Source organism: Desulfosporosinus sp. BICA1-9, assembly GCF_000802135.1.
Genome location: NZ_JUEE01000209.1, coordinates 34,515 through 55,094 on the forward strand (window position 1 = coordinate 34,515; position 20,580 = coordinate 55,094).

Here is a 20,580-nt window from a genome sequence, read left to right on the forward strand (position 1 = left end):
AGGGAGGATTAGCTATGGAAAAAGTAATTGCGGGTTATTCTGTAGACGTTACTGAAGAAGGATACTTGACTAATCAGGCTCAATGGAACAAAGAAATAGCTTGGGCAATAGCAAAAGAAATTGGAATTAACGAATTAACTGAAGGTCATTGGAAAGTGATTGAATTCTTACAGAAGGATTTTGCTGAAACAGAAAAAATGCCAACTATTAGAAGAGTTAAAAATGCAGGCGGTATTGCAACCAAAGAACTATATGCACTGTTTCCAGAAGGACCTATCTTAAAGGCTGCTAAAATAGCTGGATTAAGCAAGCCTGTTAGTTGTGTTTAAATGGAAGGGGAAAGAAAAATGTCAAATAACGAAAAGATTAAAAAGGTCTCGATTGTTGTATCAAAGGGATCTCTGGAGGGAATATACCCAGCGTTAATTATGGCTAATGGAGCAAGAATGCAAGGAATCGAAGCCAATCTATTTTTCACATTTTTTGGAATGGATGCAATCACTAAAAAGAAGATGGCCAATATTAAAGTTGCCACTGTTGGTAATCCGGCAATGGGTATACCCACTTTAATTGGAGCTATTCCCGGAATGTCGTATTTTGCAACTAGGATGATGAAGAAGCAGATGGAAGAATTAGATATTCCGCCAATACCGGAATTTATCGAAATGATTGATGATGCTGGCGGCAAAATATATGCTTGCTTAGCTAGCGTAGAGATGTTCAAATTGAAAAAAGAAGATTTTTGCGATCAAGTAGAAAAAATATTGACAGTAGGAGAATTTTATGACATCTCAGCTGGAGGTCAAATAATATTTACCTAAAAAGATAACCGGTTCTCCGACAATTGTTGAGGCAGCAGATATTCTAATGGAATATCTGCTGCCTCTTTTCATGATATATTGTTAAAAATGAAATGGATAATCGGGCTGTTTATATCAACATAAGCCTAACGAGACCAGAGGGCACCACGGGCGGATGTCCCGTTAAACCTCTGTAAGATCGTTACGACGCATAATAAGCATAATTCGACGTAGCGAATTAAGTTTTAATGCCTACAAAAAAGCCACACCAATTTATAGTGCTGTTCTCCGTAATTTGAATGTTCGTCTCGACAATTCAAAGACACGCATATTAAACAATCGTTTTGGAGAAATCTGATGTGGCAATTTTATGCTTCTTAAATTTTATCGCGATTTAGTATTATTGAACCATTCAATCGTTGCTTTTCCATGCTCTTCAGGAATCTTGTTACTAACTTGTTCATGAAGCCATCCTAAAGTCTTATTGTTCAAATACTGTCTCATCTGGTCTTCTGCTTCTACCATTACAACTTTTATCAAGCAAGGACATTTTGTATATGTATCAGGTAAATTATTTTTATCAAACAATATCTCATTTTGTCTAATCTCTGCACATTGAAATAATGGAGTCGTCCCTTCTACTGCTTCAACTATATTCCAAAAGGTTATGCTTTCTGGAATACGTGCTAACTCATATCCCCCATTAACACCTGAAATTGACTTCACAATCCCGGCTTTCCTTAATTTTGTATATACTTTTGATAAATAAGTTTCTGAAACTCCCTGAAATGTCGCTAAATCTTTAATTCCAACAGCCTTTCCTGATGGAATATCTACCATATATAATAAACAATGTAATGCATACTCTACTCCTATGGAAAATTGCAATACAATCCACCTCCTAAATAATAAAGTCCCCACATAATACTTAATTATTTTTTGTCGATATAACATGATTCAATAGTAGATAATGATTATCTTTAATATATATTGACTTTATGCAAATTTATCACTTTTATTTACTTTCTACAAAAAACCACCAATTCCTTTTGATGATAATATTTCCCTTTAAAGAAGATTTAAAGCCATGCAGGAAAAGAACAGGATTTCAAATTTTTTTAAGAAACTCAACGGTTCACATGCGCCGGCACAGGACGTGCCAAGTGTCGAATGCGCCAAGACTCGAACAGAACGTTCGAGATTAGAGCGCCGCCATGGACGGTAAGGCACCGTGACGGCATAGCATTCGACCAGAAAGCCCAGAGGTTTTGAGTTTTAGCCATATCATCAAGCGAATAGCAATGAAACACGATAGTCTCCAGTGGAGAGTATCGCCGAAGCCGTGATCCCAATGGAAATACTTACCGGCGTAGGATGTTAAGACACTTCCTCCCCTTTGCCCTCAGAACTCTTCTGTGCTAAGATTATCGCAAGTCCCAAGAACAGCTAAAGCAAAATTAGGAGGAATGTTTCATGAGTCTCGACCAACGGACCCTTGCTCTAGTACAAATATCTGCAGCAGTAGCCTGTAATGCCCTTGCAACCCTTCGTGTTACGGTCACAGCGGCCCTAAACTTAGGTTTAACCCCCCAAGAAATCGAAGAAGTTATCAATTTGGCTAAAGAGATTCAACAACAGCCCATTTCTCATGTAACTCATTTAGCCAATCAGCTTTTGCGCGAACCTAAGAAACAAGCACACGAGCCTAGTGCCCAGTGCGGGTGCGGCTGCGGAAGTCACCATTCCTAAGCTCCTCCACTCTGGCATGCTCCTATAAAGCTAGTTCGAAAAAAAACCGCGGCCATCAGGATTACTGGTTGCGCAGACTAAACATAATTCAGCCTTATCAAAAATCCGTTTGCCACATCGAATGCAATACCCCGGCTGACCCTCGTGGATCAGTATTTTACCCGTAAGTAAACGATGTGACAATGATTTAAGCTTAAATGATAATGCTTTTGGAGGGCAAGTTTCCACGCATCGCTGGCAATGAACACACTTTTGGGGTTCCAGAATAAGACGCAATTTCTGGATCTTATCCTCTGTGTTAAGCTCCTCTGTACTCGGATCAGGATTCATCTCTTCTCGCTTTTGTAACGCGCCTTGTGGGCAAATTGCTGCACAGACACCGCAACTTGTACAACTATCGGAAACGGTTAAAGCTCTGAAGGGGATTTTCTCCTCTGAAGCAGCCCCTAAAGCCTCAATCAGCCACTGACGCGATTTGGGTATTGGATATATATCATCGCCGGCCAGGCTTGGTAGCCATTCTTCCATCTTTTCCTTGCTCATTTGCCTCCAGCCTGATTTTGTTTTCCGTTTCAAATGGAGAGGGGCAACAACTGCAGGCTCTGGTTCAATAGCACTCCCTTCATCCGAGTGAACTTGAATGTGGACAAGGGGATGCTCTGGCCAGTCCAGATGAACCTGTTTAAAAATCTGAACACTCGTTGCGCAAGCAAGACGATCATCGCAATCTGAACATACACCAGTCATAATCGTGACAGACTTTTCCTTAGCCAAAATCGCAAGTGTCATCCAGCTATCTCGATCAAATATTCCCAAGCAAGGGATTTCAAACCCGAGGGGCCTTGCTTTAGGGCAATTTAAAACAATTTTTTCAGTCTCTATTAGAAAATCATGAAGATTGTCCATGGTCCGATCTGCAAAACCGTCACTCGGGCACACGGCCATACACACTCCGCATTCCGTACATTGTTTAGCATCCAGCTGTCGATACTCTGAGATAGCTTGATGCGGACAACGTTCTATACACAATTGACAAGGCTGGGCAAACGGCTTTTTCGTATTAAGACAGTTCCCATTGTAGTATACCATTTGACATGTCATAATCTTATCCTCACTATCATTTCCTCCTACATGACTATTCGCTTTTAATCCCAAATTTCCTCTAACTACAACTTTTCAATCAGCTTTCGATAAGAACTTGTTCAGCTAAGGCTGACATCGAGACTTCTGTGACGAATGCCTCCTAGGATGCCCTTTATGGCGCATTGGCATTCGTCAGTGACGCCACATAGCGGCATGAGAGTGAAAGTCTGAATAAACTAAAAAAGAGGCGGAAGCACTATTAGTGTTTCCGCCATTTTTAGTCTATATTTAAATACTTTGCCAAGTGTCTCTCGACCCCGAGCAAATGGTCCAACATAAATTTTTGGGCCTTTTCTGCATCATGATTTTTTATCGCCTCATAAATTTTACAATGTTCATCATATAATTTCTTTGGGGTGTCACCGCGTTCGTAGAGTCGACTGCGGCTTGATTTTAACGATTTTTGCATAGTATCGGAGAGCGTATTCATGAGACGAATTAGAATTTTATTATGCGTTGCCCTAGCAATTGAGTAATGGAATTGATGATCAGCATCTTCCCCTAAACGATGGTTTTCAAGGTCCATGCGCATAATTTCTAGTGCCTCATACAAATCTTTGATCTCATCATCATCCGCTCTCTCTGCCGCTAATCCCGCAGCCTGGACCTCCAAAATCTTTCGAGCTTCATAAAGCTCTAAATCCGAATCAGTTTCAATGAAAAGCATCCAAGCGAGAGGGGTAATCACCGATTCAATGTTAACCTGTCTAATGTACGTTCCTTCTCCAGAACGAACTTCGATTAAACCCATCATCTCAAGAGCACTAATAGCCTCTCGAATAGAGGCTCGACTTACTTGAAACCGCTCAACTAATTCTCGTTCTGAAGGTAAACGGTCACCGGGTTTTAACTGTCCTTCAGCAACTAGGTGTCCTACTTGGTCGACAATCTGCTCGTAAATTTTTCGGGTTTTAATGGGTTTTAGATTCACCCTTTTTCACTCCTCGTCATTGGTATCAATAATTGTACCAGTAAATAGTGTAACACAAGTCTGAACTTAAAAGAACATGGAAACACTTATTTGTTGAGTGTTTCCATGTTCAATAGTCCTTGATTAGAGCAATACCAAGCTTTAATAAGGAATTACCTTTTTTTTCCTGACCGATAAGATTCTGCGAGAATTTGGATTGTGTGCACTACTTCTTCCTCAATTCCAGCATTTTCAACCCCACTTTTCAGTTGCAAGCGGCAAGCAGGACAGCCCGTTGCTACGGTGTCTGTACGAGTTAGGGCAATATCAGCCGTTTTACGATCTGATATCTGCACGGAAAGATCAGGGTGTACTATACTGAAAGATCCGGCCATACCACAACACCGACCTGGCTCTTTCATTTCAATCACTTCTACTCCGGGAATACTCTTTAGGATTTCGCGTGGCTCACTGCTGATCCCCTGCCCACGGTTTAAGTGGCAAGGATCATGATAGGTTACTTTGCGTTCCACACGACCTAAACCTTCTTTTTTAAAGGGTACTTTATGAATAAGGAACTCGGAAATATCGTAGGACTTTCCAGCCCATTTATCTGCCAAGGCTTTAAACTCCTGATCATTCTCCAATAGTTCAGTAAAGACATGCTTCCAAGCGGTCCCTCCCGAAGAACAGGCTACGACTAAGGCATCGGCACCTAATTTTTCGAAGGCCCGCAGATTACGTCTTGCTAAGGCACGGGCTGAGTGAACGTCTCCATTGACAGAGGCTGGAATACCGCAACATCCCTGGTTCTTGGGAATGACGACTTCGATATCATTTTCAGTAAGCACCTCAACGACTGCTCTACCGATGTCTGTGTAGAAATAATTGATCATACACCCCGTAAAAAAGGCCACTCGTTTTTTTGGGTTTTTGACCGATATTACTTCAGGAAATTCAGACCTCAAAGTTTTCTTGGCCAACATGGGAAACACTTTTTCAGTTCCTATGCCAACGTCAAAACGCATCCGCGCGATCCGATCACTTTTATGAGGCAAGTGCTTTAAGGCTACGCCCTGGAATACACTACCTGCCTTCATGCCTAAATCGAACAATTTCTGCATCTTTAACGCGGTAAAGGCAATCTTTTTAACTGAATGCAATCCTTTTTTGCGAACAGCTTCTGCCCTTGCAGCAAGGATGATTTTATCAAATCGAACCCCGCAAGGACAGTTGGTATTACAGGCCATGCAGGTAGTGCAAAGGGAAAAGCGATCCGCTAGTCCCTTTGTCATGTCAAGTTCTCCTGAAATAAGGTACTCCACTAAACTGATTTTTCCCCTGGCAACGCCCACTTCTTGACGAGTTTCTTTATAAATCGGGCATACGGCCATGCAGTTTCCGCACTTCATACATTTATGGAGTTCATCGGTAATCGAATCCAGCGAATTATATACGGACACGATTAGTCCCTCCTTACAATCTTCCCAGGGTTCAACACATAGTTGGGATCCAGGGCTTCTTTTATACGTCGTAATGCTGCAACACCGGCTTCTCCAAATTCCAAATCTAGATATTTCATTTTAGCAATCCCAATCCCGTGTTCCCCTGAAAGAGTTCCTCCTAGAGAAATCGCCACTTGGAAAATTTCGTCTACAGCAAGATGAACTCGTTTCATTTCGTCTGTATCCCGTTCATCCGTAAGAATTGTAGGGTGCAAATTACCATCTCCGGCATGCCCGAATGTGGCAATTTGAAGACGATGCTTTTCGGCAATTCTACGAATTGCTTTGAGCATATCGGGAATTTTGCTGCGTGGAACCGTGGCATCTTCTAAGACTGTCGTCGGTCTTTTCTGAGCAAGAGCGGGCAGGGCACTTCGGCGAGCCAACCACAATAGATCCCGTTCTTTATCGTTTTTGGCAATTTTCACCTCAGTAGCTCCCTCAGCCTGTAAAATTTGCTCGACCAAAACTGCTTCCCGCTCAACTACTTCTTTATACCCATCTACTTCAACCAACAGCACGGCTTCTGCATCCAAGGGGAGCCCCGCATGCACGAAATGCTCAACTGTTTGAATGGTCGCATTATCCATAATTTCGAGGGTTGCTGGAATAATCTTATTGCGAATAATAGAAGCAATGGCCTTCCCAGCCTTATCGACATCATCAAAAATGGCTAGAATGCTTTTGCGTGCCTCTGGGGCTGGTATCAGCTTCACGATAATTTCCGTGATAATCCCCAGTGTTCCTTCAGCGCCGGTAAAGAGGGCAACTAAATCATACCCTGTGACGTTTTTGACCGTTTTTCCACCCCAACGAATGACTTCTCCATTGGCTAAGACCAATTGTAGGCCCATAATATAATGCTTGGTAACTCCGTATTTCAGTCCGCGCAATCCACCTGAGCATTCGGATACCGAACCACCCATGGTCGCTGTTGTCACGGTTCCTGGATCCGGGGGATACAACAAACCTAATTTAACCACTTCATCATTGAGAGCTTGGATGATCACTCCAGGTTGAACAGTTGCTGTTAAATTATCTTGATCTACCTCTAGGATTTTGTTGAGATTGAGCATGGAGAGTACGATCCCCCCCTTAGTGGGAATGGTTCCCCCGCTAAGGTTAGTTCCTGAACCACGTGGATAGATTGGGATTTGATGGCGTACGGCAATTTTTACAACCTCTGACACCTGTTCGGTAGAAAGGGGCGAAACCACTACATCCGGCTTATGATGTTTCATGGCAGCGGTTGCGTCATAAGCATAGGTCAGTAAGTCTTCCTGCTCTGTGAGGACATTCTCTGCACCGAGCACTTGAACTAGTTCTTGTAAGACTTCACGAGCTAACATCCATTTACCCCCTTAAAAATGAAGATATCTACCATTTATTTAGTTTTTGTCTGGCTGTGTCTGACTGTCAGACCACTTATCCCTATATTAATTCAATTTAATAGAAATTTCAATATAAAATTCAAAATTTCGTCTTCCAAAAGTTTAGGAAGGGGTTAGCTGTAACCCCTTCCCAGTGAAATTTGTTAACTCATCCAAGCCTAACGTGAATATTTATGTTCTAATAGTTTCATCTCTTGCTGAAATGATTGACTTAACCGAAAGAGCAGGCGTTCCATATCCAAGCGGTGAAGTGAAACTGTTTCAGGACTAAGAAACTCAATCTTTCGAAACTCGGGTTTAATCAGGATAGGAAGCAAATCGTCGAGGTTCTCGATCCGAAGTGTCAAAATAATAGGGGCATAAGCAACCTCTTGGGAGCGTCTCCCCTCACTCTCTGTCACAGTATAGATATCTAGACTCAAATCGATATCTTCAATAAAGATACCTTGCAGTGGAACATTGCGAAGTAAAGCAACCTGTTGTTCCCGGATCGATTCAGCCATTAGTTCTTTACTCTTGCCTCCAAAGAAAAATCGTCCACTTTTTGATTCTCCGCGATAATCTACCCGAATCCGTACGCGAACGTGTTCAGTTAGAAGCTCATTTCCAATCCGAATCTTCATAAATGGCTCTCCCCGTTTCCTAATTAACTCATTCTATAAGATATAAGAACATTTTTCGCAATTACGTAGTTAAAATTATTCTCCAAAGGTTTATATTTCTCCTGCAAGCCTTGCTTTAGGGTTAGAATTTTGGACATACTAAGAAAAATCCAAAGGTATATTTTTAGGGGGGTACAAAATGCTCAAAACTGCCATTGCTATTTTTAAAGGACCTCAACAGACTAAAGAGGCTATTGAAGAAATTCAAGGGGAATCCTTAGCTAACAGTAAAATATCGGTTATAGTTCGAAGCGAATATATTCACCAAGGTGAGTTTCGCGAAGAAATTGCCAATGAATTGGCTTATTACCCCAGTGAAATCAACTTGGACAAATTTAATGCCTGGTTAGTTCAAGCTCCGCCCTTTGTGGTTTCGGACCTTGGCGAAGTTGTCGTCGCTGGACCGCTGGCCAGTCAACTAATGCACCAACCTCAGAGTCGCGGGTTGAACGAAGCTCTATTTAGCTATGGTCTTTCTGAGACTAGAGCTAGACATTATGAACATGAAGTTCGCACAGGGCACTGGTTAGTTCTGATCCAGACCAGCCATGAAAAAATTAATTCCGTGGCCAATGCCTTGCGTTCCTTTGGCGGAAGAGACATAGAAATCTGGAACAAAGAAATCGAGCACCCTATATACCCTTTTGGTTAACTTTCTTATCTTCAAAGTCCCACATTGGAACGCAATTGCTTGACTTCTTCTTCAGTAAGAGCCCGGTAAGAACCTGGGTGGAGAGTAAGGTTTTGGGTTAATGTCAATGGCCCGAATCGAATTCGTTCAAGTTTGACGACTAAATATCCAACAGCCTCAAACATTCGTCTGATTTGGCGATTTCGCCCCTCATGGATCGTCACTTCCAAGACTTCCAGGGAATCGTTCTTTAAGCCTCCTTTCGTCCGCTGGGAAAGACCGCTTACGCGCTGAACTTGGGCGGGAGCGGTTTTTCCATCTTCTAAAAGTACCCCCTGCTGCAAAGTTTCAAGAGCATGAATACCTACCGGACCTTGGACCCAAACTCTGTAGGTCTTCTCAATTCCATGCGAGGGATGCATTAAACGATGAGCTAACTCTCCATCGTTCGTAATAACCAATAATCCAGAAGTATCATAATCCAACCTGCCAACCGGATAAACCCGAACCGGAACATCTTTTAGTAAATCGACCACAGTCGGTCGCCCTCTTGGGTCGCTGGCACTGGTAATCACGCTGACTGGTTTATTCAGTAAATAATAGTACAAAGCCTCGGTTCGTTTAACCAGACGTCCATCCACTTCGATCTGATCTCGAACCCCGACTTTGGTCCCTAAAGCTGTCACCTTATCTCCATTAACCGTCACACGACCGTCAAGGATCAGTTTCTCGGCATGTCGTCGTGAAGCAACCCCAGCTTGGGCGAGTACTTTTTGCAAACGTTCTCCGCCCCCTACGTCTAATTCCATACTCTCACCTTCCATTATCTTTCTCCTTTGTCTACTTAAGCACAACTCAATGCCACAAGAATTCTATTTGGCTTTCAAATCATAAATTCCCGGACCGATTTCCGGATAACTTCCTTGGACCTTTTCCCAGAATTGGTCTTTTTGTTCACTTCGCGGCAGTCGAACAAGATAATCTGCTGGGAATTTTTGCAGTAGTTGAGTAGCCATTTCTTGATCTTTTACAGTGGTTAATCGAAACCCTACCCGGTTCGCATAATAAAACGTCATTGGGGGCGAGTCGCTTAACACTAATATACTGGATTCAGGTGTATTTTCTTTAATCCATCGTGCCTGAATGAGATAGTCTGAACTCCACTGATACTTTGGAGTTAAATAGGTATAAGCATCTAAATTGAGCAAGGCTATAAGCACGATCACTAACAATACTCCTCGAATATCTTTTATTTCATCGAGGGCATAGGCGCTTAGCAAGGCTATAAGCGGCAGAATCGGCACTAAATAATAATCCAAGGGAATCCGCACACAAACGACTCCAACATAAAGAACACTCACTCCCAGCCAAGTCAAAAGGACCATTCGTACTGGAGAAGGAAAAAATAAAAGTCGAAGTACGCCTATACCTGCAAGGATAAGCATACTAAGTGTCAGTCCTTGCTCGATGTTTTTACCTAATAACTTCCAGTCCAGATTGGGATTGGCCATATTTCCAGTCATTATACCGGAAACGAATTGACTTGAAGGCGGTGCGTAATAATGTACCCACAAATAGTATACCATAGGTAGAATGAGCACAATCACACTATAACGAAGAAGCTGTCCTGCCGCCTTCGATTTGAGAGGCCAAAAACCCAAGAGCAGGGCTACTGGAAACAACATCAACTGCGGAAGCTTAGCAAGTATTGCACCGGCCATCAATAGACCTACTTTCCAACTTCCGCTCTCCGCTTGGGATTTCCTCCACTTGCAGAGTATAGCCAACGCCCAAACACTCCAAGCTTGGGCCATCGGTTCAGGCATGACAACTCGACCATAATAAATCGATAAGGGCATTAAGGCATAAATAGCAGCTGCCAAAAGCCCTGCCCGATCTGTAAACATCTGTCTTCCCAAATAATAAATTCCGCCGATCGTAAGCAGCGATAGCATAACCGACCATAACCGTCCCCAAAGATCTGCCCAACCGAAAATGGTCCAGGTCCATGCTAAAAGGTAGGGTAAAAATGGAAACTCTAATTCTACTCTTTGAGGGGTTATTCCATCATAACTAAGTAGTGGAATAAAGACATTAGGTAGATCGGTTAGGCGCCCGAGCATATGGCTTGCCATGCTCGCCGTATCGGCTTGTCGCCAAGCCTGATTGTCTAATAATGGGTTAGTAATTCCTCGCAGCCTAAGTCCTAAGGCCACTAGAAATATTAAAAACAACCACCATCGTCTTATTCCTCGGCCCATTCTACTGTTCTCCACTTATTACGTTTTAGTTGATATATCAGTTGGACATATCCCCAAATTGTTGGTAATATTCTCAGTTTACTGGCACCTTTTTTGAGCTCATAATGAAGTTTTAAAGGAATTTCAGTGACACACTCTGCAAAGGGTGCAACTTTGAGAAGCAATTCAACCATCCCGGAAAAATTGCGACTTTTAATAATTTCCGGGCCATATTGTCGAGTCCCTTCGGCCAATAAGGCAAGGCGATAAGCTCTGTAGCCACAAGAATAATCCCGTACTCCTTTGATCGGGGCAAAATAATGCATCACTCTACCAGCTCCCCAAGATAATCCCCTCCGCCCTAAAGAAAGCCCATTTTGTTCCCCACCTGAAACGTAGCGAGAGGCAATCACGAGGTCAGCCCCAGCACATATAGCATCATAAAGCAGGGGAATACAATCTGCGGGTTGAGTATTATCTGCATCCATTGTAATGACAATATCCGGAGCGTTCAGATTCTTCTCAAGCTGACCATCTAATAGGTCTCCAGAAAACCTGTGGAAATTCAAGACATATTGGAAACCGCTGTTTAAGGCAGCTCCTAGACCTTGATTTTGAGAGTGATTCACGTTGTGAATATTTCGATGTATTTGAGCAAAACTTCTTACTACATCTGAAGTATGATCAGTGCTCCCATCATTGACGATCACGATCTGATGGGGGATGGGTGCGCAGGTCTGTTCAATATCCTCGAGTAAAGCTGGTAGCGCTTGCTCTTCATTATAAGCTGGTAAAACAATATAAAGCATACAACAATGTCCCCCTTTCGGTTCATCGTTAGTATGCACAAAGAACGGTTCAATAAAACGCCTTGTTGACGATCCATACTGAAGCTATTAAACCAATAGCATCCGCTATTAAGCCCAATTTGAGTGCGTATCGGTACTTTTTAATGCCTACTGAACCAAAATAGACCGTTAGGACAAAGAATGTCGTATCCGTACTCCCTTGGAGAGTTGACGCTAAACGTCCAATATAGGAATCTGGTCCATGTTGATTAATCAGTTGTGTTGCTACTCCTAAAGCGCCTGATCCGCTGAGGGGGCGCATAATAGCTAGCGGAATGATGTCAGCAATATTTGAATCTAAACCTAAAAACATAAAGACTGGCTGTAGCCAGCGGGCTACTATTTCCAATGCCCCTGAGTCTATGAAAACTCTAATGGATACCAACATGCCAATCAAAAAGGGGAGGATTTTAACTCCTGTTTTAAATCCATCCTCCGCTCCTGCTACGAAGGATTCGTAGACGGGAACCTTGCGCAGATAAGCCAGCACAGGGATGAGTAATAAAAGTATAGGGATAGCCCAGCGTGAAATCTCAGCAATAACGTTCATCGTTTTCTCCTACTTCTCCTACGAATAAAATAATCTACCAGGATGGCGACAGTCATTGCGCATCCTGTCGCGACTATTGTTGTTCCAATTATCTCGGTTGGATTAACGGAATTTGCCTTAAGACGCACACCAATGATCGTAGCTGGGATAAGCGTTATACAAGAGGTATTTAAGGCTAGAAACGTAATCATTGCTGGGCTGGCCACGTCTGGTGTAGAGTTTTCTTTTTGAAGTTCTTGCATAGCCTTCAAGCCAAAAGGGGTTGCAGCATTACCCAAGCCTAGTACATTAGCACTTAAATTCATGATAATGGCTCCCAGTGCAGGACTATTCGGCTTTAGAGAAGGAAATAAAAGACGAACTAAAGGACCAAATATTCGGGCAATTCCTCTGACAAAACCTGCTTCCTCGGCTAAACGCAGGAGCCCTAACCACAAGCTCATCACGCCAATCAGTTCAATGGCAACCTCTACCCCCAATTCGGCTGCTTTCATGGCAGAGGCAGTAACAGTTTCGATATGTCCATTGTACGCTGAGACAATAATCCCAATCGCCAACATTAAAAGCCAAATGAGATTAACCATGTCCCACCCCCCTGCCTATAGAAAACTTGGCTGGCGCCCGAAGACACTGTCTTCGCACGTATTAGTCATTCTGTCAGCTTCAGCGAAGGCGGCCGCCTCGTTCATGATAACTTATGCGCTGGCCATGACTCGAACAGGACGTTCGAGGTTAGAGCGCCGCTATGACTCAACCAAGGATGGTTGAGATTAGAACACCGCCATGGATGGCAAGGTGTCGTGATGGTAAGGCACCGTGATGGCGAGAAGGGAGCTCCATAAAGTATGTAACCAAGTTATACTTTATGATAAGTATGAAAAAGCCAAACAAAAAAGAACGTATCCGTTCTTTTTGTTTGGCCTAAATCTAGATAATAATGCCATTAGTCACGGGCGATGATGATATCTTCCGAAACTTTCTTTTTCTTGTGAAACATACCTGTAATTCGATCTAACAAATCAGGAACTGTATCAATCAAACGGTCAACTACCACGTTACTATCAACTGGAAGAAGCCGAATATTCCCATTTCCTACGACCAAAAAAGCAACCGGTTGTACAGATACTCCTGCTCCGGCGCCGCCTCCAAAAGGAAGTGGAGGTGCTTGTCCCCCAGTATGAACATGCTCTTTGCCATCTTCTGGTGCTGCAAATTCGCTCCCGCCTGCTGCAAAGCCGCACGACACCCGTGAAATCGGAATAATCATGGATCCATCATGGGTTTCTACAGCTTCGCCCACAATTGTATTAACGTCAACGATTTGTTGGATGCTTTCCATGGCTGTTTTCATTAATGATTCGATTGGATGATTTCCCATGCGTCTACCCCCTTATACCCCACTTAAATGTTCTCAGTATATTTATTCCAATAAAAATAATATGACCGATTTTCAAATGGAATATGCATTGAATATCACAAAAGAAACCCTCTTTCTTAAACTGAGGAACAACGACTAACTCTGGACAAGCTACCTCGACTGTTACTTGTCGATAAAGGCGTGAAAGAGCAAAGCCAATCATGGTCCAAAACGCCCCGGCAGCAATTGCAGTGTGACGCGCATCTTCATAGCCAATTTCGATTCGCCAATTGATGGCCTTACAATGGATCCCTCGGTAAAATTCATTCCTCAACCGAGATAAATAGTTTAATAACCGATGTATTTTGGGCCAAATCCTTAATAATAAACCTCCGCGAAAATAGCGAAATCGCACTTTATGGCGAGCCTGACGTGTTCCCCCATTAGCCTCTGACACCTGTTCGTATTTGAGCTGAGGACCCTTCTCCCATTCTAATTGAAGGGTTGGAATTTGATATTGAATGTGCCATAAACCATAAAAAGCTCGCACATGGATATCGATATCATCTTTCTCTTCAATCCGTCGATATCGAAAATCAACTTCAGCTTTCATGGCTAAACTAAGTAGTATTAGAATAGTCACAGCAAGCAAGAATGCTAAAATCCGCACCAAAACCCCTCCGTACTCCATACCCTCGTCAAAGTGACAGTCCCTAAATAGGTATGATGTACGGTTTGAAGAAAAATTATGCACTCTGCAAAGCTAAAATAGCCAAAACCTTAAATTAGGAAGGTATTCCCATTGAAATTTTAGTATTTTAACCCTTAGCCTAACAGAAACTATACTGCCGTGATCTAAATTTTCGTTATGGAGGTGGACTTTAGTATGAATATGAGAATAAGAAAGGTCGACCCTGGAACATTTAGCTTTCTTGAACCCGGCTGGTTTATTTTTCACGCACTCGCTATTACTGGAATGATCATGATTGGTATGGCAATAGAACGAAGAGACTGATTTAACGCCTAATGTAAAAAGAAAGTATTAACCTGCAGTTAGTCTTTCTGACGAGTATGGGCAAGGAGAAGGGTTGCTATAAAGCTGCCCCCTTCTCCTTCTTTTGTTCTCGACGTTTGGCCCGAGTTAAAAGCTTTACCATGACTAAGGCAATTCCTGCGATCATAAGTATGCCCGCGGCAACGGCAACAAAGGCAAACCGATTGGGATTCTTAATTAAGGAACTGAGGTTCTTATTATCCTCGACAATCTTTCTTTGCTGTGTCTCTTGGTAATATTCAGGAACCTGAGCAATTCCGTTCACTTTATCAAATGATTTTAGATATTCGGCAAGCGCAAACCATTCCTTAAGTTCGTTATTTCGCCCACTGGTTTTATCAGTAATGATATGTGCTTCATAGTCAGTAATTGGGGTGCCATCCTTGGTTTTCGGTACAATTGATAATAGTCCCAGTGATTTATCTCCCACGACTGATAACATCTGGGCTGAGTATAAACCAACCACAACACGATAGAGTTCCTGATCGTCAATCTCTTGCAGAAGACCATCAGGTTTTTGCAAGATGGTATCGGTTACTTTATTTAAAATTAATCGATTTGGGTTAAATGTGAAATTTAAGCCCGACATATAGAGCTGAGCATCTTCCATAATCGGCGCAATAGATGCATCCACTTCGCAGGCTGTCTTCAACTCTTTACCTGTAAGATAAACAGAAATTAACGGATAGCCCGAAATAAGATCTGGACCAATACCCAAAGAACTAACCGAGAACGCATCTGCCACCGAGATATTCCCTTTGACGAAGGAAGAGCGAATCGTACCAGCGGGTACAATGGCCACTGCAACTGGTTCGTAATCTACTCCCTCGGCTTTTTTTACCGCATATATATAAGCGTCGCTAATCAAGTTGCCTAGTGTATCCTCGGCGTGCTGCTTGCCTATTTCTGGGGTTGGGACAAAATCAAAGGCAGAAGTTGCTAGAACTTCGTCAAACTCCATTCCGAAATGATCAAGGTACTTTTCTTGCACAATACTCTTGAAATAATCAATTTTCTGGGAGATATCTGGATCAGGCTTATAGGTATGATCTATTTGTTTAAGCATATAATCGTTCAAGTTCCAATTGTGCTCAGAACTCTGGATAAGATCTATAACTCCTAAGTTTTCGCCGTACTTTCCAGCTGAGCCTATGATTGTTTCCCCCACGACTATGGGTTCCGTGAGCTTTGTATGAGTATGACTACTGATGATAATATTAAGCTCAGGGACTTTCTGGGCGAGTAGTTCATCCTCAGATTTGGTAGGATCTGGCGATGTGCCTAAATGGGAAAGGCAGATTATAAGATCTACTTTTTCCGTTTGCTTTAATATCTTGACAACACGCTGGGCATTTTCAACAGCATCAGTAAACTCGACTTCCGCCATCGGTGCTTTAGAAGCTGCATCCTTACCCAATAAGCCAAAAACACCAATTTTCAAACCGCTACGGTCTAAAACAGTATAATCTTTAACCCCATAATCAAGCATTGCTTGCTGCAGATTACTTAAAGAATCGGATAAATTGCCCTTTTTATCACTTGGATAAATAAAATTAGAGGCCACAAGTTGTGGTATTTTATCCCCACTTTTCTTGGCAGCACTTAAACTTTCTGCCAAACCTTTAGCCCTAAAATCAAATTCGTGGTTTCCTAAGGTTACCACATCATACCCCATCTGACCCATGATTCTGAGTTCAGGTGCATCACTAGCATAAATCGACTGAAAGAGTGTCCCCATGGAAAAATCCCCTGAATCAAGTAAGATTGAATTGGGGTTGCGTAGCTTTTCTTGATTAATAGCGCTTTGCAGTTGGGCATATCCTCCGAATTTAGAAACGGCGCCTTTTTGATTAATGTCAAACGGAAGGAAATGATCGTGCAGATCATTCGTAAATAGAATGGTCAGTGTCTTTCCATTTTTCTCTACGGAAGTGGCGGGATTACTCAGACCCAGTATCCATATAATGGTCATAAATACGCATAATAGTTTAAAATACGCTTTCGTAACTACCCCCCCAATTATCCATCATATTCCGCTATTTATTCTCTCCTTTACATCACCGAAAGCTCCCATAGATACAAGGAGGCAACCGAGCCATAGGGAGAATACCTTTTTCTATACCGCTCAAATTTCTCCTTCGGAAGTTCTTTGAGACCGTACAAATTCATCATTCCTCTACAGATTGCTAAGTCCTTGTAGCTAACCACATCGGGACGGCTGAGTGAAAAGATAAGCAGCATTTCAGCAGTCCAAACACCCACACCATGGAGTGAAGCGAGCTTTTTTATGATTTCATCATCGGTCAGAGTATGAAGTTGATTAAACTTTACCTCCGATATCGCAGCATGAGCAATGCCCTTGATATATCCAGCCTTTCTCTCAGACATGCCACAACCTTTTATTGCAAACAGGTCCGCCTGGGTAATACTTTCCGGTGTAATGGTTCCCAGCAGCGCAAACATTCTGTTCCAGACAGTTTCAGCGGCCTTTTTGGATATCTGCTGACTGACAACGCTTGAAACAAGTGCCGTAAATGGATCAGGTGTAATCTCACGCTGAATAATGCCTATCTTATCAATAGCGGCACCAAGTTTTTTATCTCGGCGTTTCAAGTACTCAATTTCCTGGTGTCCATATTCAAAAAACGGCATAGCTATTATTCCCCCTAGTCCTACTCTAAAGCGCTTGCCACCTCATCTTCAGTAAGCGCCACAACTTCTAGGTTTGGCAGATCCTTGAGTGATCGCAAGCCAAAATGGAGAAGAAACTGTTCAGTTGTTCCATAGAGAATAGGGCGCCCCGGACCGTCTTTGCGGCCGATTTCCTTCACTAATCCCTTTTCTACCAACGTTGTCAGGGCTCGATCAGACTGAACTCCTCTGATAAAGTCGACTTCTCCTCGCGTCACAGGTTGCTTATAGGCTATTATCGAGAGGACTTCTAAAGCTGCATTAGAGAGCACTTGAACAGGTTGTTTATACAGAACTTCGATATAACGGGCCAATTCGGGCTTAGTGCCCAATTTGTATCCACCATTAATTTCTAAGATCGTTAACCCACAAGAGTTCAGAAGATAACGGTCACGAAGCTCAAATATGAGCTCTTCAACCTTCGCTTGGTCTAATTCAAGAATCTCCCCTAGGAGTTCAGAGGTGAGCGGATTCTTGGCAACAAATAATAGGGCTTCTAAGGCCGCCGTTTCCGGCTCTCGAAACAGCATTCCATCTACTCCTCTTCCGTGAATTCCCAAGCTTTTGCCGTTGGAAACATCATAATATCACTGAGCTGGGATGGTTGTTCAGCTCGAATTTTTCCTGACTTTAAGAGTTCTAGCAAGGCCAGAAAAGAGACCACCATTTCCATGCGTGATCCTATCCGCATGAGCTGGTAAAAGCGTATTCCTTTGGGATGTAGTAGAACACGCCGTAAAACATCCGCCAGCACTCTCTCAATCGCGATCTCATCCGGTTTTACATGTCGGATTTCTTCCCCTTTTTCCGCACGTTCGATCACTCTACAAAACGCTTGCCAAAGATTATCGAACACAATCCCTTTGAGTGGATCCTCAGGTGGCACTTCCGAGAGTAAGTCCTCGACATTAACCTCACGAAAATAGGATCGTCCGGAGGATGTATCCAGCTTCTCAAATAGTTGAGCCGCCTGCTTGAACGTCCGATAGGCTATTAAGCGCTCAACCAATTCCTGGCGAAGATCTTCCTCTTCGACCTCAGTCTGGGCAGTCTTCGGAGGTTTTGGCAAGAGCTCCCTTGATTTAATATAAAGCAATTGTGCCGCAAGCACTAGAAATTCAGTCGTGACTTCCATGTCCATAGACCCTAACTGGCGTATCGCTTCCACAAACTGATCGGCAATTCGCGCAATCGGTATATCGTAGATGTCCACTTTTTCTTGTTGTATCAGTGTCAATAGTAAATCCAAAGGACCTTGATAAGCAGGAAGTTTGACCTGGGTCACTGTTTTGTCAGTGTCCATTCACTTATAGTCCCATGACACAGCGGACTTCTTTCATGGTCTCCGAGGCAGTAGCTCGGGCACGCTCTGCCCCTTCTTCGAGAACCTGCTCCACCCTACCTGGTTCCTCCCAATATGTACGCCTCTCTCTAAACGGACTGATTAATTTCTCCAGATTCCCTGCCAGATGCCGTTTACAAGCGACACAGCCTACTTTTCCTGTGCGGCAACTCTCTTCCACTTCTGCAACTTCCGGTGTGTAGATTTGATGGAACTTATGGACAATACAGACTTCTGGATGCCCTGGGTCATCTTTACGGAGCCGAGCTGGATCAGTGACCATTTGTTGAACACGAGTCTTGATCTCCTCAGCAGAAGCTGTAAGGGAAATCGCATTATGATAACTTTTGCTCATTTTTCGCCCATCAACGCCCGGTAAAAGAGGCACTTTACCCACCAACCCTTGTGGCTCAGGAAAGACCATTCCGAATAAGTGATTGAAACGGCGAGCAACTTCTCGGCACAGCTCAATATGCGGAAGTTGATCTTCTCCGACTGGCACTACGTTTGCCTTATAGACCAAAATATCAGCTGCCTGTAAGAGGGGGTATCCCAAAAATCCATACGTCCCTAAATCTTTCCCCTGCAGACTTAATTGTTGGATTTGGTCTTTGTAGGTAGGAACACGTTCCAGCCAAGATATGGGCGTAAACATAGAAAAAAGCAGATGAAGCTCCGCATGCTCTTTGACTGCCGATTGGATAAAGACAGCACTTTTCTGAGGATCAATCCCTACACTTAGCCAATCTAAGGCAATCTCCCGCCGAAGACTTGGAAAGTTTAAGCGATCCTCATACCCTGTTGTCAAAGCATGCAAATCCACAATGGAAAAATAGCATTCATAGTCTGCTTGTAAAGCTACCCAGTTCTGAATGACACTCAGGTGCCCTATATGCAGTGCCCCAGTAGGCCTCATGCCACTTAAAATTCTCCCTTTCACACTAACACTCCTTTTGTAATCTAAATCTCGCTAACTTAATTATTGACTAATTTATCAAATGGCTAACCATCACTAGGAGAGAGAGTCAAAAATCCACCTATACTAAGTTCCGTACTACCGCTCTACCCAATAAAGGGGGTTAGTATTAAGGTAATGATTTTCTCAAAAGCATCAAATAAGCCCTTCCTTACTGGAAAAAGCACCATACCTAGAATATCTGTAAAGAGAAGCACAATCAAGATTATCATACCATACTGCTCTATCACTTGTAACCGAGGCGCGAAGCTTCGAGGTAATAACCCTCCGAGAATTGCGAAACCATCGAGGGGAGGAATTGGTAGGAGGTTAAAGATACCTAACCCTAGATTCATGAGTACTATGGATTGAAACATTAGCGAAATAATGTCACTCCAGGCAGAGGCTTGAATCGAGATCATCGTTAGAAACCAAAAAAACATGGCCACAAACGCTATGATCAAGTTTGTAAGAGGTCCTGCCAAGGAAACCAACATTAAACCCCTCTCTTTATCTCCTCTAAAATATTGAGGGTTGGTCATGACTGGCTTAGCCCAGCCAAAACGAAATAAAAGAGCCATGATCGTTCCAAAAAGATCTAAATGCACAAATGGATTTAAGGTTAAGCGTCCTTGGCTGCGGGGAGTTGGGTCACCTAAACGGTCAGCTGCCCAGGCATGAGCATATTCATGAAAGGCAAAACCAATCATCAAGGCGGGTATATTGGCGATAATGGCCGTTAAATTAAAATC

24 protein-coding genes are annotated in these 20,580 nt (G+C 43.0%); 5 read left to right on the plus strand and 19 right to left on the minus strand.

Annotated elements, in window-relative coordinates; genetic code table 11:
• Positions 1-14: 14 nt before the first annotated feature.
• Together JL57_RS26065 and JL57_RS26070 are read left to right on the plus strand one after the other, a co-directional pair.
• A complete protein-coding gene (locus JL57_RS26065; protein WP_034144811.1) occupies positions 15-329 on the plus strand; it encodes a TusE/DsrC/DsvC family sulfur relay protein in 315 nt (104 codons plus the stop codon).
• Between the two features lie 18 nt (positions 330-347).
• Positions 348-821, plus strand: coding sequence for a DsrE/DsrF/DrsH-like family protein (locus JL57_RS26070; RefSeq protein ID WP_034144812.1), 474 nt, complete (start codon positions 348-350; stop codon positions 819-821).
• A gap of 363 nt (positions 822-1,184) precedes the next feature.
• Here the strand turns inward: JL57_RS26070 and JL57_RS26075 are convergent, their stop codons facing one another.
• Positions 1,185-1,688, minus strand: coding sequence for an Rrf2 family transcriptional regulator (locus tag JL57_RS26075; protein ID WP_034144813.1), 504 nt, complete (start codon positions 1,686-1,688; stop codon positions 1,185-1,187).
• Between the two features lie 585 nt (positions 1,689-2,273).
• Here JL57_RS26075 and JL57_RS26080 point away from each other — a divergent pair.
• Positions 2,274-2,549 (plus strand): carboxymuconolactone decarboxylase family protein, encoded by a 276-nt coding sequence (locus JL57_RS26080; RefSeq protein WP_034144814.1) that lies wholly within the window; start codon positions 2,274-2,276, stop codon positions 2,547-2,549.
• A 30-nt stretch (positions 2,550-2,579) separates the two neighbouring features.
• Here JL57_RS26080 and JL57_RS26085 read toward each other — a convergent pair whose 3' ends face one another.
• The 5 genes from JL57_RS26085 to JL57_RS26105 all read right to left on the minus strand — a co-directional run bounded on the left by JL57_RS26085 (position 2,580) and on the right by JL57_RS26105 (position 8,121).
• The gene (locus JL57_RS26085; RefSeq protein WP_034144838.1) at positions 2,580-3,650 is read right to left on the minus strand and encodes a 4Fe-4S binding protein; all 1,071 of its coding nucleotides are present in this window, start codon (positions 3,648-3,650) and stop codon (positions 2,580-2,582) included.
• A 259-nt stretch (positions 3,651-3,909) separates the two neighbouring features.
• The gene (locus JL57_RS26090) at positions 3,910-4,623 is read right to left on the minus strand and encodes a FadR/GntR family transcriptional regulator (RefSeq protein ID WP_034144815.1); all 714 of its coding nucleotides are present in this window, start codon (positions 4,621-4,623) and stop codon (positions 3,910-3,912) included.
• 152 nt (positions 4,624-4,775) lie between these two features.
• Positions 4,776-6,065: a (Fe-S)-binding protein gene (locus tag JL57_RS26095; protein ID WP_034144816.1), complete on the minus strand. Its 1,290-nt coding sequence runs from the start codon at positions 6,063-6,065 to the stop codon at positions 4,776-4,778.
• 2 nt (positions 6,066-6,067) lie between these two features.
• A complete protein-coding gene (locus JL57_RS26100) occupies positions 6,068-7,456 on the minus strand; it encodes an FAD-binding oxidoreductase (protein WP_034144817.1) in 1,389 nt (462 codons plus the stop codon).
• Between the two features lie 200 nt (positions 7,457-7,656).
• Positions 7,657-8,121: a hypothetical protein gene (locus JL57_RS26105; RefSeq protein ID WP_034144818.1), complete on the minus strand. Its 465-nt coding sequence runs from the start codon at positions 8,119-8,121 to the stop codon at positions 7,657-7,659.
• Between the two features lie 178 nt (positions 8,122-8,299).
• Here JL57_RS26105 and JL57_RS26110 point away from each other — a divergent pair, with 178 nt between their 5' ends.
• Entirely contained in the window at positions 8,300-8,812 is a 513-nt protein-coding gene (locus JL57_RS26110; protein ID WP_034144819.1) for a hypothetical protein, read from the plus strand.
• A gap of 11 nt (positions 8,813-8,823) precedes the next feature.
• Here JL57_RS26110 and JL57_RS26115 read toward each other — a convergent pair whose 3' ends face one another.
• The 7 genes from JL57_RS26115 to JL57_RS26145 all read right to left on the minus strand — a co-directional run bounded on the left by JL57_RS26115 (position 8,824) and on the right by JL57_RS26145 (position 14,456).
• Positions 8,824-9,615 (minus strand): pseudouridine synthase, encoded by a 792-nt coding sequence (locus tag JL57_RS26115; protein WP_034144820.1) that lies wholly within the window; start codon positions 9,613-9,615, stop codon positions 8,824-8,826.
• A 48-nt stretch (positions 9,616-9,663) separates the two neighbouring features.
• Positions 9,664-11,052, minus strand: coding sequence for a glycosyltransferase family 39 protein (locus JL57_RS26120; protein WP_034144821.1), 1,389 nt, complete (start codon positions 11,050-11,052; stop codon positions 9,664-9,666).
• Entirely contained in the window at positions 11,037-11,840 is an 804-nt protein-coding gene (locus tag JL57_RS26125) for a glycosyltransferase family 2 protein (protein ID WP_034144822.1), read from the minus strand. The genes JL57_RS26120 and JL57_RS26125 overlap by 16 nt, the downstream gene beginning before the upstream one ends.
• A 49-nt stretch (positions 11,841-11,889) precedes the next feature.
• Positions 11,890-12,429: a spore maturation protein gene (locus JL57_RS26130; RefSeq protein ID WP_034144823.1), complete on the minus strand. Its 540-nt coding sequence runs from the start codon at positions 12,427-12,429 to the stop codon at positions 11,890-11,892.
• Complete coding sequence (locus JL57_RS26135) at positions 12,426-13,013, minus strand: nucleoside recognition domain-containing protein (RefSeq protein ID WP_034144824.1); 588 nt, start codon at positions 13,011-13,013, stop codon at positions 12,426-12,428. The genes JL57_RS26130 and JL57_RS26135 overlap by 4 nt, the downstream gene beginning before the upstream one ends.
• Before the next feature lie 359 nt (positions 13,014-13,372).
• Positions 13,373-13,807 carry a GerW family sporulation protein gene (gene ytfJ / locus JL57_RS26140; RefSeq protein ID WP_034144825.1) on the minus strand — a complete coding sequence of 145 codons (435 nt, stop codon included), beginning with the start codon at positions 13,805-13,807 and terminating at the stop codon, positions 13,373-13,375.
• A 4-nt stretch (positions 13,808-13,811) separates the two neighbouring features.
• Complete coding sequence (locus tag JL57_RS26145) at positions 13,812-14,456, minus strand: DUF2953 domain-containing protein (RefSeq protein WP_291300588.1); 645 nt, start codon at positions 14,454-14,456, stop codon at positions 13,812-13,814.
• 216 nt (positions 14,457-14,672) lie between these two features.
• Here JL57_RS26145 and JL57_RS35595 point away from each other — a divergent pair, with 216 nt between their 5' ends.
• Positions 14,673-14,801 (plus strand): hypothetical protein, encoded by a 129-nt coding sequence (locus tag JL57_RS35595; RefSeq protein ID WP_291300589.1) that lies wholly within the window; start codon positions 14,673-14,675, stop codon positions 14,799-14,801.
• 76 nt (positions 14,802-14,877) lie between these two features.
• Here the strand turns inward: JL57_RS35595 and JL57_RS26150 are convergent, their stop codons facing one another.
• The 6 genes from JL57_RS26150 to JL57_RS26175 form a co-directional block, all read right to left on the minus strand.
• Complete coding sequence (locus JL57_RS26150; RefSeq protein ID WP_045691481.1) at positions 14,878-16,812, minus strand: bifunctional UDP-sugar hydrolase/5'-nucleotidase; 1,935 nt, start codon at positions 16,810-16,812, stop codon at positions 14,878-14,880.
• A gap of 80 nt (positions 16,813-16,892) precedes the next feature.
• The gene (locus JL57_RS26155) at positions 16,893-17,492 is read right to left on the minus strand and encodes a DNA-3-methyladenine glycosylase (protein WP_034144828.1); all 600 of its coding nucleotides are present in this window, start codon (positions 17,490-17,492) and stop codon (positions 16,893-16,895) included.
• 20 nt (positions 17,493-17,512) lie between these two features.
• Positions 17,513-18,061: an SMC-Scp complex subunit ScpB gene (scpB, locus tag JL57_RS26160; RefSeq protein WP_034144829.1), complete on the minus strand. Its 549-nt coding sequence runs from the start codon at positions 18,059-18,061 to the stop codon at positions 17,513-17,515.
• Between the two features lie 5 nt (positions 18,062-18,066).
• Entirely contained in the window at positions 18,067-18,834 is a 768-nt protein-coding gene (locus JL57_RS26165) for a ScpA family protein (protein ID WP_034144702.1), read from the minus strand.
• A gap of 4 nt (positions 18,835-18,838) precedes the next feature.
• Positions 18,839-19,813: a tryptophan--tRNA ligase gene (gene trpS, locus JL57_RS26170; protein WP_034144703.1), complete on the minus strand. Its 975-nt coding sequence runs from the start codon at positions 19,811-19,813 to the stop codon at positions 18,839-18,841.
• Positions 19,814-19,935: 122 nt separating this feature from the next.
• Positions 19,936-20,580, minus strand: a 645-nt coding sequence (locus tag JL57_RS26175) for a site-2 protease family protein (RefSeq protein ID WP_291300590.1), incomplete at its 5' end; no start/stop codon positions are given.